At 32.2% G+C, this 12,592-nt stretch carries 13 protein-coding genes; 1 reads left to right on the top strand and 12 read right to left on the bottom strand.

Annotated elements, in window-relative coordinates:
• The first annotated feature begins 131 nt into the window (after nucleotides 1-131).
• Nucleotides 132-488, top strand: coding sequence for a C40 family peptidase (locus RCG18_RS16965; RefSeq protein WP_308037211.1), 357 nt, complete (start codon nucleotides 132-134; stop codon nucleotides 486-488).
• Nucleotides 489-531: 43 nt separating this feature from the next.
• Here RCG18_RS16965 and RCG18_RS16960 read toward each other — a convergent pair whose 3' ends face one another.
• From RCG18_RS16960 to hypD, 12 genes are all read right to left on the bottom strand, one after another.
• Nucleotides 532-915, bottom strand: a complete 384-nt coding sequence (locus tag RCG18_RS16960; RefSeq protein WP_308037210.1) for a Rid family detoxifying hydrolase — start codon at nucleotides 913-915, stop codon at nucleotides 532-534.
• A 216-nt stretch (nucleotides 916-1,131) separates the two neighbouring features.
• Nucleotides 1,132-1,980 (bottom strand): histidinol-phosphatase HisJ family protein, encoded by an 849-nt coding sequence (locus RCG18_RS16955; RefSeq protein ID WP_308037209.1) that lies wholly within the window; start codon nucleotides 1,978-1,980, stop codon nucleotides 1,132-1,134.
• A 308-nt stretch (nucleotides 1,981-2,288) separates the two neighbouring features.
• Nucleotides 2,289-2,597 carry a hypothetical protein gene (locus tag RCG18_RS16950; protein WP_308037208.1) on the bottom strand — a complete coding sequence of 103 codons (309 nt, stop codon included), beginning with the start codon at nucleotides 2,595-2,597 and terminating at the stop codon, nucleotides 2,289-2,291.
• Between the two features lie 24 nt (nucleotides 2,598-2,621).
• Nucleotides 2,622-2,879: a hypothetical protein gene (locus RCG18_RS16945; protein ID WP_308037207.1), complete on the bottom strand. Its 258-nt coding sequence runs from the start codon at nucleotides 2,877-2,879 to the stop codon at nucleotides 2,622-2,624.
• A gap of 169 nt (nucleotides 2,880-3,048) precedes the next feature.
• On the bottom strand, nucleotides 3,049-3,849 hold the full coding sequence (locus tag RCG18_RS16940) for a formate/nitrite transporter family protein (protein WP_308042052.1): 801 nt from the start codon (nucleotides 3,847-3,849) through the stop codon (nucleotides 3,049-3,051).
• A 172-nt stretch (nucleotides 3,850-4,021) separates the two neighbouring features.
• Complete coding sequence (locus RCG18_RS16935; RefSeq protein ID WP_308037206.1) at nucleotides 4,022-4,501, bottom strand: UPF0158 family protein; 480 nt, start codon at nucleotides 4,499-4,501, stop codon at nucleotides 4,022-4,024.
• A gap of 255 nt (nucleotides 4,502-4,756) precedes the next feature.
• Entirely contained in the window at nucleotides 4,757-6,265 is a 1,509-nt protein-coding gene (locus RCG18_RS16930) for a DUF1846 domain-containing protein (RefSeq protein ID WP_308037205.1), read from the bottom strand.
• Between the two features lie 128 nt (nucleotides 6,266-6,393).
• Nucleotides 6,394-6,552: a hypothetical protein gene (locus RCG18_RS16925; protein ID WP_308037204.1), complete on the bottom strand. Its 159-nt coding sequence runs from the start codon at nucleotides 6,550-6,552 to the stop codon at nucleotides 6,394-6,396.
• Between the two features lie 20 nt (nucleotides 6,553-6,572).
• Nucleotides 6,573-8,840, bottom strand: a complete 2,268-nt coding sequence (locus tag RCG18_RS16920) for an ABC transporter substrate-binding protein (protein ID WP_308037203.1) — start codon at nucleotides 8,838-8,840, stop codon at nucleotides 6,573-6,575.
• Nucleotides 8,841-9,070: 230 nt separating this feature from the next.
• Entirely contained in the window at nucleotides 9,071-9,352 is a 282-nt protein-coding gene (locus RCG18_RS16915) for a pyrimidine/purine nucleoside phosphorylase (RefSeq protein ID WP_308037202.1), read from the bottom strand.
• A gap of 24 nt (nucleotides 9,353-9,376) precedes the next feature.
• Nucleotides 9,377-10,183, bottom strand: a complete 807-nt coding sequence (gene proC / locus RCG18_RS16910) for a pyrroline-5-carboxylate reductase (protein WP_308037201.1) — start codon at nucleotides 10,181-10,183, stop codon at nucleotides 9,377-9,379.
• Between the two features lie 30 nt (nucleotides 10,184-10,213).
• Nucleotides 10,214-12,592, bottom strand: a complete 2,379-nt coding sequence (gene hypD / locus RCG18_RS16905; RefSeq protein WP_308037200.1) for a trans-4-hydroxy-L-proline dehydratase — start codon at nucleotides 12,590-12,592, stop codon at nucleotides 10,214-10,216.

Raw genomic sequence — 12,592 nt, 5'->3', positions numbered from 1 at the left:
ATCAAAAGAAACTTTTATTTGAAACTGCCGGATACTCCGATGATCCAGCTCTAGTAGCAGATGCGCTTAAATATATCGAAAACATAAAAAATAATTCATCTGTGGCCGCTTTTGCAAATGGGAAGTCTACTTTGACTTCTGATAATATTATAGCCTATGCCTCTGGTTTTTTAGGAACTCGTTATGTATGGGGAGGAACCTCTCCAGACCCTGGTTTTGACTGCTCTGGTTTCGTTCAATATGTATATGAACATTTTGGAGTTCATATCGGAAGGACTACTTATGATCAGATAAAAGATGGAACTGAAGTATCATTAGATAAGCTAAAGCCTGGTGATTTAGTTTTCTTTGGTACAAAGCAAGATCCTCATCATGTAGGTATGTACATAGGCTTCGGAGCATATATCCATGCACCACATACAGGAGATTTCATCAAAGTTTCACCATTAAACAGAAGTGATTACTTAACCGCTCGAAGAGTTATGTAATTCATAGTACTAAAGGCGGCCAGTTAATTGACCGCCTTTTAATCTATTTTTTTCTTCGAGCAACCATTTCAATCTCCACTTGAGCTCCAAGAGGTAGTGAAGCTACCCCGATTGTAGTTCTAGCAGGATACGGCGTAAAAAATTTTGTAGAGTATACTTTATTCATCTCCGCAAAATTATTCATGTCAGTTAGAAATACGTTAACTTTTACAACTTCATCTGAAGTTAAACCTGCAGCTTTTAAAACATTGAATAAATTTTTAAAACACTGCTCAGTTTGTGCAGAAATATCTCCTTCTACAAGCTTTCCAGTTTCAGTATCTATAGGGGTTTGTCCAGAAAAATACACATGATCACCAGATTCAACAGCATGTGAATAAGGTCCAACGGCAACAGCACCTTCAGCACTAAAAGCTTTTCTTGTCATAGTAAAACTCCTTTCAAACTTCAAATATAGAATTAAACTCTTTATTATGTATCTACTTTAGTATAAAATAAGCATGTTAAATTTTCAACCATATTATTACACATAATCTACATTGTGTAAAATCAAATAGTACTTATTAATAAAAAAGTCTTAAATACATATAGATATACATCCAAACTAGATATCTATATTACCCAAGACTTCTGACCTTGCACTCTATATAATTTTTCTGTTATCCATGTAATAAAAATCATTTTTATAGCTTATCTTAATAAATTCTGGAACCCTATTAGAAAATGTAGTTAGGTACTTAAATCCTGCTTCTCTTGCGTTTTCTATAGCTACATCTAATCCTTTAGCTACATCCTGTGCATAATGTGAATCCGAACCTATAGTCAGTATCTCACCACCTAATTCACGATAAAACTTCAATACATCTATTCCAGGCATTGTTTCCTTTGGCGCCTGTCTTAGTCCTGAGGTGTTTATCTCAATTCCTTTTCCCATTGAAATAAGAGTATCAAAAACTTCTTCTAATAATTCTTGCTGTGTAAGCAGGGAAACTCTTCTTTTATAAATGTCTGTACTGTATCTTTTTATTAAATCCATATGACCTACACAATCAAAGTCAGCCCGACTCACAAGCTGTTTTAACTCATTAATGTAAGTGCTGCAGGCATTTTCTAAAAGTACATTATTATAATCAAATTCACTAAAATCTGTATCATCTGAAAGCTTATGAGCAGAACCAATAACATAATCATAAGGTATTGAGTTAACTATTGCCTTAGAACTATTCATATAGTGATGTGGTTGACCAAGTTCTATACCAATTTTTATTTTAAGTTTTCCCTTAAATATCTCCCTTGCTTTTTCAATTTCTAATATATAATCATAAGGTTTGTATTCGGAATAATTTTCATTTCCTCGTGTTGGTTCAAAATGATCTGTTATAGCAATTTCCTTTAATCCTTTTTCTACTGCACTTTTGCATACTTCAAAAATAGTATTATTGCCATCAGTTGAATAGGTAGTGTGAATATGATAATCATATAAATAATTCATTTTTTGCCTCCCTTATTTAAATATCCCGATTTATCTACATGATAACATTAATACATTTAGTTCCTGTTACATTACTGTAAATTACATATTAAGATTATAAAATTTAAATGTACTGATTTTAAACACTTCTACCTCTTAAAAGTAACCTTACTAAGACTAATTAAAACTTTTATATTAATTAATTCAATGATGTCTTAATCTTCTTCTAATAAAAATAACAGATGCGAAACCATCAGGTTAGCACATCTGTTTATCTTCTTATAGAAATACGCTTTTAAAAAATAAGACATAATATTCTTGAGTTAATATTAGATATCTCCAAATAAAAACTTAATTTCATTAATATATCGATTTGGTATCTTTCTTTCATTATATTTTAAAGATTTAATCATATTTAAAAATATATCCACATCCTTTTGTAGTATCCTTATAAAGAATGAGCCATCCTCCTTTTCATCTTCCACTAAAGCAGCCTCTATAAAACTACTTCTAATTTTAGATTTTAATATTGATAAAGACCTCTTAGTTGCGCCGGTAAAATATGCATAATTTATGTGATAAGGATTATTATCATTAGGAAATAATATATTATATAATTTTTTTTCTTCTTCACTCATAAAAATTCCGCCTTTCAATTGAAATTATATAAGTTTAAGAACTTTTCTTGCATATCTCCTATCGCTGCTGACTCTTATTAGACTTTCAATAAAGTGTTTGCTTCTGCTCTTAGGTAACTGCTTTCTTTCGATAAGTTTAATCATCACCATACAAGTATCATATTTCTGTACATGTGTATGTCCTTCCGAAAATTCCTTGTATATGTTGTGCAATATATACTCGTTTCCAAATTTATAAACTTTAAAATTAGAATCATTATATATTTGTATACTCACAATCATTCACCTCATTTTTTATATTATCAGGTAAATGTTATGCAAATATTAAAACTATTTTAATTATATTTTAAAGAAAACTATTTTTCATAAGTGCTAAATCCTCTGCTATAATAAAAAATGGTGACAGCTAACCATCATTGCTATCACCATTTTTTAAAGAATTTATATACTCTTAAGCTGCAACTTTATTACACTCTTTATCCTCATCTTTTTCTTTAGATATATACCAGTAGGCAAGTCCCACAAAAATTGCTCCTCCTACTATGTTTCCTAGCGTTACAGCAGTTAAATTATGAACATACGCTCCTACTGAGATATTCGCCTTATGTGGTATCATTAATGCAATTGTAAGTAATGTCATATTTGCTATACTGTGTTCGAAACCAGAGCTTATAAATGCATATAAACACCAAAAGATCATTATAAGCTTTGCTGCTTCATCTTTTAATTTATAATAAGCCCATACTGCAAGACAAACTAGAATATTACACATTATTCCTCTGAAAAATAATTGCATAAAGGTTGGAGCCATTTTTCCTGCAGCTCCCTTTAATATAAACTCCGCAGTATCTCCTTGTGCAAGACCTGATCCTACAAAGATAGCTGCAATTAGCACAGATCCTATAAAATTCCCAATATAGCTAGTAACACATATATTCCATACTGATTTCCAGTTTACTTTTTTCTCTAAAACCCCTAGTGGCATAATTAAGGTATTGCCTGTAAATAGGTCGGAACCACATGCAAGTACTAAGCTTAGTCCTACTCCAAAGGAAGCTCCCATAACAATCTTTGCTGCCGGTGAGTGTGCTGTGTATAGCATTCCTCCTATTGTATAAATGAATATAATTGCTAAGCCAATATACATCCCAGCTAGAGCTGAGGAAACTACGTACTTCATCTTACCATTTTTAAAAAGCTTGTTCTTTTTTACTGCTGCATCACTTAATTTAATAATTTCTTCACTGTACAGAGCTATTCATCCTTTCCGATTTATGTATTGTATATTAAAACAAAAAAATAATGTGATAAAAAAATCACATTATAAAAACGCACTCACCTATATTAACATCATATTTCGACATTTGTCAATCTTTTATTCTACTTTTACAAAGCTAAGCCTCCATTCGCTGACTACCTGCTCTTTACTCTAATTCTATGCCTAGTTCTTTTAACCAATTTGTGGCATATTCTTCTGCTTTTTCTTCTTCATAAGCTTCCCATTTAACTAACTCTTCCTCATGTTCAAATAATATATTTTTAAAATTTCTCATGGGTTGATTACTATTTAAAGCATTTAACAGCTTATCTCTAAGATTTTCAGAACATACAATTTCATTAGTAAAGCTGACCATTATATTATTGTTGTATGTTTCATCAGTATTAGGTATTAGGATATAACGTTCTTCTTCATCATTTTTTACAGCATATGCATCTTTTAATAATTCTCTTTGCCACTCCTCTAGCTCATCCTCACTCTGTTCCCCTTGCACTACCTTTTCTAGTTCAGAAGGAATATTTATAATCTCTCCCGTATAAGTGTCTAAATACTCTTTTGCTAAATCATCCTCATTAAATGAAAATGATTGTACAAGCAATTCTAAATCGATATTTAATTTCTTCATTGTAACCTCCTTATGATAGCTTTTTTATTACTACCTACTACTCTAGACAAAATTACTATTTATAAACATAAGTATATCATCAAATATTTCATCCTTGTCATTACTTTTACATAATAAAATGACAATTTCAATATTAATCGAACTTACAATATTGAAATTGTCACATATTCACTTAAAAAATTTCATATTTACATATTGTATATATCTCTTTATAGGGAAAGTAACTGACCGCCTAGCACTCCTATATAGCTAAATTTAATTATTATAGTAAAGACTTTCTGATGGGTATTCCGGGTCACAAGTTACATCTATTCCAAGCTCTCTAAATGTCTGCTCATCATTTGCACTTAAAATTGTAGTTGAGTGTGCTTGACATCCTTTAAGCATCTCTAACTTTTCCATTGCAACTTGTGCCATTGGATTTGTAGCAGCACATATACTAAGCGCTATTAATACTTCTTCGCAGTTTAAAGCAGTATTTTTACCACCTAATGTTTTTGACTTTAGATTTATAATTGGCTCAAGTATAACTGGAGATAGAAGGTGCATTTCATCAGGTATATTTGCAAAGTGTTTTACAGCGTTTAAAACTACAGCAGCTGTGGCATCCAATACATCTGAACTTTTACCAGTTAATATTGTTCCATCATTAAGCTCCATTGCTACAGCTGGACAAATATCATTTTTATTTGAGGCTTCCTTCAATTTAGCTGAACGTTCTCTTGCGGGAATAACTACTTTTCTGTCTTCTTGCTTAAGATTAAGCTCTTCCATGATAAGTTTTGCTCTTTGGAAAGTTTCCTTGTCTACATAACCCTTTTTATACTCACAACCGGTTTTAAAATATCTTCTAATTATTTCTTGCTTAGATGCTTCTTTAATAACTTCATCGTCACTAATGCCAAAACCTACTCTATTAACTCCCATATCTGTTGGAGATTTATATGCAGACTCTTCACCTGTTATCTTTTCAATAATTCTTTTAAGTACAGGGAATGTTTCAATATCACGGTTATAGTTTACAGTTATTTCATTGTAAGCATCAACGTGGAATGAATCAATCATATTTACATCTTTAAGATCTACTGTTGCAGCCTCATATGCAATATTTAAAGGATGCTTTAGTGGAACATTCCATACTGGGAATGTTTCAAACTTTGAATAGCCCGCCACATTGCCACGCTTGTATTCGTGATAAAGTTGACTAAGACAAGTTGCTAACTTTCCACTTCCTGGTCCCGGTGCTGTTACAACAACAATAGGCTTTGTTGTTTCAATATATGGATTTTTACCATATCCTTCATCACTAACAATTTTATCTACATCTGTAGGATATCCTTCAGTTGCTCTATGCGTATATACTTTTATACCTCTACGTTGAAGTTTATTCATAAAAACAGTTGTTGCTGGTTGTCCATCATATCTAGTAATTACAACACTGTTTACATCAAGGTCATATGCTCTTAAGTCATCAATTAATCTTAAAACATCCATATCGTAGGTGATTCCAAAATCGCCTCTTATCTTGTTTCTCTCAATGTCTCCTGCGTATACACAAATGACAACTTCAACTTTTTCTCTTAGCTTATGAAGTAGTTTAATTTTTGCATTTTCATCAAATCCAGGTAAAACCCTTTTTGCATGAAGGTCAAATAACAATTTCCCACCAAACTCCAAGTACAGCTTGTCATAGTTATTAACTCTTTCTAAAATGTACTTTGATTGTTCTTCTAAATATTTCTTATGGTCAAATCCTATATTCATTTTTACTCCCACCACACTAAATTTATTATACAATTACTTTATCATCAACATTTTTCTATAAATACTAACAATAAACATAACTTTACAACTTATTATTATTACACAATTTTAGTTTAAAGTAAATAATATTATATTTTCTCCGTAATTATATTATCATAGCTAAATAATCCAATTGGATTAACTCTTAATCCTAATACATCTTTTCTAAAGCCTACTCCAATCTTAGGGTGGTATAAGGAAATCCACGGCATATCATCTATTATCATATCTTGAATCTCTTTGTACATAGCACGCTTTCTATTAGGATTTATAAGTTTTTTGCCTCTTCAAGTTTTTCAATAACCTTACGATTATTATATCTAGACAAATTTCCAATATTGGCAGGATTAAATATAGGCTGTAGGAAGTTATCTGCATCTCCTGAATCCGCAATCCATCTGCTTATACATAAATCACATTTTTTAATACTTTCAGGTTTCAAATATTCAGAAGGTGGTACTTTTACAAGGTTACACGAAATCCCTACAGAGGCCAAATCTTCTACAATACAGGTTGTTATTTTATTGAAAAGTAATGATTCACTATCGTCTCTGTATAGTACATTAATACTTTTTCCATCTACATTATTCTTTCTTAGCAATTCTTTAGCGAGCTGAGGATTATAAGGAATTGCCCCAAGATATGAATTGTCTAATATACCAGGTGGAATTGGTCCCCTTGCCTCTTCTCCCATACCTCCAAGGAGTTCCTCAACTATTCTTTTTTTATTTATAGCAAGATTTAGAGCTTTTCTTACTTCCTTGTTAGATGCAAATATTGAATTTGACTCTAAATTGAACCCAGCATAATAAGTTCCCATTAGAACGGCTGTACTTGTATTTAGATATTCTACACTTTTTATCTTGTCCATATCTTCTTTTCCATCTATAACCATAAAATCATATTCTTTATCTACAAGTTTTTGTAAAGAATTTTGATTGCTAAATTTAATTTCTAATTTATCTATGTAAGGTACACCATTGAAAAAATCTTTAAATGCAGCTAACGTACAATGATCTTCACCTTTTTTCTCTAAAAGAAAAGCTCCACATCCTACTATATTACCCTTCTCTAATTCCTCTTTATCCATAATGGCACAAAAGAACTGTCCAAGATTTAGTAAGAATCCACTGTATGGATTTGACAACTTTATTGAAATACAATATCTATTTATAACTTTCATTCCACTTACAGAGGACGCTCTTCCATTTTTAAATTCCAAAGCTCCTTCTATATCTTCTAGTGTCCAGTTATTTGGCGAATTAAGTTTTGGGCTCAATAATCTTTCGAAACAGTATTTTACATCTTCTGCTGTTACTTCTTTTCCATTGTGAAATTTAGCACCTTTTCTCAAATTAAATATCCATGTACGATTGTCATCTTCCACATACCAATTCTTAGCAAGTCCAGGGGATATTTCACCTGAGTCACCTATTGTAAGAAGCGATGCGTGTAAATTTGAAAGTATGTTTGCTATTTCAAAATCGTAATTTAAAGCTGGATCATAGGTTTTAGGAACTACCTTTAAGCAAGTTTTGAGAACTATATCCTCTTTATTTTGCAAATCTAGCATTTTCAGAAAATTATTAGTGATTATTTTTAAATCTTCTGAAACCTGAGACAGTGAAAATAGTGAAGTTTTAGCATACTGAGTGTTTAGAGATGCTACTTCTATTACAAACATAAGCTTTCCAGAGGTATTATTCATATCATCAGTAGAATAGATTATATTTTCAAGACTTTTAGTTTGCATTGAAACTGCAGAAACAATTTCTTCAGCTACATTAGTGCTTGTATTCACCGACTCAATGATGTTTTTAAAAACCTTTAAGGTATTATTTGCTATATCAGAACCCTTTTTTACTCTTTCCATAGTTTCATCCATAGCTAGTATGGTATTTCTTATGCTTTCATTAATTTCTTGAATAGTGCGAGATATATATGAAACAGATTCCATGCTTCTTTCAGCTAAGTTCTTAACTTCTGTAGCTACAACTGAAAAACCTCTTCCAGCTTCCCCAGCTCTTGCAGCCTCAATAGATGCATTTAGTGCAAGTAGGTTGGTGTTATCTGCAATATCTTTTATTACATCAAGCATATTGTTTATATCTGCAGCTTTATTATCAAGAGTATTTACTACTGATTTTGAATAATTAACGGATCCCTCAATATCTCCCATTGCTTTTATAGATTCATTTACAGCTTCGCTGCCGTCCTCGGCTACCTGTAGAGTTTGAGTATAAAGCTGTTTTGAACTTTCTATGCTTGAAGATACTTCTTCCGCAAGAGCTGAATATGTATTAATTTCGTTTACAACTTTATCTATGGATCCCAACTGCACTTCAACGTATTCTGAAATAGTATTAATTGTTGATATAAGATTTTCTACCACAAAGTTAGTTTCACTTATTTTATTATTCATTTTATCAACTATACATTTTTCATTATGAGCAAGTACTGAAAAATTATTATCATATAGTCTATTTTCACTATTGCTTTCATCTATTTCTCTGTACTTTTTTCTAAATGTAAACATTAGATTACCTCCTTGGTTGAATACAATCTTTGGCGTAGGTATATATTATATCTATTATTCGTTCTATTTTTTTATATTAAATATTTTATACCCGTATATATTTCGTCAATGTTTCTAAAATCTTTAAATTCTGCAGATATAAATGTAAAAAAATTAGAAAGTTAACTTTCGATCTTAAAACGTTAAAACAAAGAGAATTCTAATCTCTTAGAATTCTCTTGAAATTCACCTTATTTATATAGACATAAATAAGCTGTTTCTTCGTTAACTTTTACTCCAAATTTATTATTTGCTTCTACAATAAAAGTCTCATTTTGCTTAAATTCTTTCCACTCATCGCTTCCTGGAAGCTTTACAATCATAGTTCCACTTGTTACTGTCATAAATTCTTTACTTGAAGTTCCGAACTCATACTCCCCTATTGCCATAACACCTATGGTTGCAGGACCATCTGCTGTAGTAAAAGCAATAGATTTTACTTTTCCTTCAAAGTATTCATTTGTTTTAAACATTACTATTCCCCCCTGAATATACTATTATTTAGACATCTCGATTGACTTTTCAGTGCATTTTCTCATAGCAGAAATAACTGCATTTCTTAGTCCTTTTTCTTCAAGAGTTGCTACCGCCTCTATAGTTGTTCCTCCTGGAGAGCAAACCATATCTTTAAGATCCCCTGGGTGCTTTCCTGTACTTAATACCATTTTTGCTGCACCAAGTACTGCTTGAGCTGCAAATTTATATGCTTGATTTCTTGGCATTCCATCTAATACCGCTGCATCTGCCATAGCCTCAATGAACATATAAACATAAGCTGGTGATGAACCACTAACTGAAGTTACAACATCCATTAACTTTTCACTTACTATCTCAGCTTTACCGAAGCTTTCAAATATATTAACTATCTCTTCTCTTTCTTCTGCAGTTACCTTATCATTTGGGCATAAAGCTGACATTCCTTCTCCAACTAGTGCCGGAGTATTAGGCATCACTCTTATTACCTTAAGTTTTCTACCAAAGGATTGCTCAGTACTTTCAATAGATTTTCCTGCTGCAATTGTTACAATAACAACATTTTCTTTAACATTATTCTTTATTCCTTCGATAACAATTGGATATAGATTAGGTTTTACCGATAGTATTATTATATCTGCAACTTTTGCAACCTCATTATTATCAGTAGTTATTTTTACTCCATATTCATCAGCAGTAGATTTTAAACTTTTTTCATTTAAGTCCGCTACCATTATATTTTCTGGAGAAACAATATTTGCTTTAATTATGCCGCCTATCATTGCCTGCCCCATGTTACCGCATCCTACAAATCCTATGACCTTATCCATATTAATCTTCTCCCTTATTCAAATAAATTACTAGCAACAGCCGCAATCTCCAAAGGACTGTTCAGTTCTTTCGATTATCTCATCTTGTAATACTTTATCAAGATTATTAAAGTAATCACTATATCCAGCAACACGAACTATAAGATCTTTATACTCATCTGGATTTTTTTGTGCTTCTAAAAGAATCTTTTTATCAACAACGTTAAATTGGATATGATGTCCATCCATTGTGAAATAAGATCTTACTAAGCTTGCCATGTTGTCTAAACCTTTTTCTCCCTCTACAACTGATGGAGTAAACTTCTGATTTAAAAGAGTTCCCCCTGTTCTTAAGTGATCCATTTTAGCTGCTGATTTAACAACTGCTGTTGGGCCATTTAAGTCTGCACCCTTTTCTGGAGAAATACCTTCTGAAACTGGCACATGTGCTTTTCTACCATTTGCACTTGCTCCCATAACAGAACCAAAATAAACGTGGCATGTAGTTGGAAGCATATCTATTCTATAACTTCCTCCTCTTCCATTCTTTCTTCCATTTACTTCATAGTAATAAGCATCAAATACATCTCTCATTACTGAGTCTGCATAATCATCATCGTTACCATACTTAGGAGTTTTATTCTTTACTAAATTCAATATGTCTTCATGACCTTCAAAGTTATTCTTTAATGCTTCCATAAGTTCAGTCATAGTTACATTATTCTTATCAAAGACCTGATATTTTATAGCTGATAAACTATCTGTAATTGTTCCTATGCCAACACCTTGAATATAGCTAGTGTTGTATCTAGCACCACCTGCATTGTAGTCCTTTCCTTTAGAAATACAATCGCTTGTTACTACTGAAAGGAATGGCACAGGCATCATAGTTGCATATAATCTTTCTATAACTCTGTTTCCTTTTACCTTTATATCAACGAAATGTTTAAGCTGCTTCTTAAAGGCTTCAAGTACTTCTTCATAGTTTTGGAAGTTAATAGCCTCTCCAGTTTCTATTCCTAACTTTTTGCCAGTCATTATATCAAGACCGTTATTTAATGTTATTTCTAATATCTTTGGAAGGTTAAGATATCCAGTAAGAATATATGCTTCTTTACCAAAAGCACCAGCCTCAACACATCCGCTTGTTCCACCACATCTAGCATCTTCTATAGACTTTCCTGCTCTAACTAGTTCTTGTGTAACTGCGTCTGCATTAAACATTGAAGGCTGTCCCCAACCTTTTCTTGATATTTCACAAGCTCTCTTAACAAATTTTTGAGGGCTCTTTTTACTTACTTGAACATTGGAGCTTGGTTGTAATAGCGTCATTTCGTCTATTACATCTAATAGAAGATAACTTACTTCATTAACTCCATCTGAGCCATCTATTTTTACTCCACCTACATTAATGTTTGCAAAATCTGTATAAGTTCCACTTTCTTTTAGTGTTATACCTACTTTAGGAGGTGCAGGCTGATTGTTGAATTTAACCCAGAAGCATTGTAATAATTCTTCTGCTTGTTCTCTTGTTAATGTGTCTTCCTCTACTTCCTTTTCATAGAATGGATTTAAATGTTGGTCTAATCTTCCTGGGTTATAAGCATCCCATGGATTTAATTCTGAAATAACACATAAATGAGTAAACCAATAAGATTGAAGTGCTTCTCTAAAATTTCTTGGAGCGTTAGCAGGCACATGGCTGCATACTTCTGATATTTCTAGAAGCTCTGCTTTTCTAACTGGGTCTTCTTCTTTTTCTGCTAATTCTTTAGCATATTTTGAATAGCGCTCTCCTAAAGTTATTACTGCATCACAAGCTATATCCATAGCTTCAAGCTGATGCTTTTTATCTAAAGCTTCATCATCTTCATAGAAATCTAATTTAGCTATAGCCTCTGCAATGTCTTTTTTGAAATCTAAGAAACCTTTTTTAAATATCTTGTCATCTCCAGTGGTATGCCCTGGGCCTCTTTGCTCCATAAACTCTGTGAATATTCCTGCTGCATAGCACTCTTTCCACTCATCAGACATTCTTTCTAAAATCTTATGTCTCATGGATCTTCTTTCCCAATGTGGAATTATAATTTCTTTTTGAAGCTTTTTAGCCTCCTCATCAACTTTGAAGAATATTCTCTCACGTTGATCCATTACATCAAAATCTTCAAGTGTATGGCAGCATAACTCTGGATAAGTAGGTGTTGCTGCTGGAGCTTCCCCTCTTTCTCCAACTATTAATTCACCATCATTGATGCATAGTTGCTTTTGGGACATTAACTCCTTTAAAACTAATGCTCTTAGTACTGGTGTTGGTACTGATCCTTCATACTTTTTGTAAACTTCATCTTCAATTATTGCTCTCTCCATAGAAATACGTGGAATTGCATTTACACTTTGTGCTCTTAACTTTTTTACTCTTTCAGTCATCAT

The organism is Clostridium sp. OS1-26 (assembly GCF_030915445.1).
GTDB lineage: Bacteria > Bacillota > Clostridia > Clostridiales > Clostridiaceae > Clostridium_AM.
This window is presented reverse-complemented; position numbering and strand designations above follow the sequence as displayed.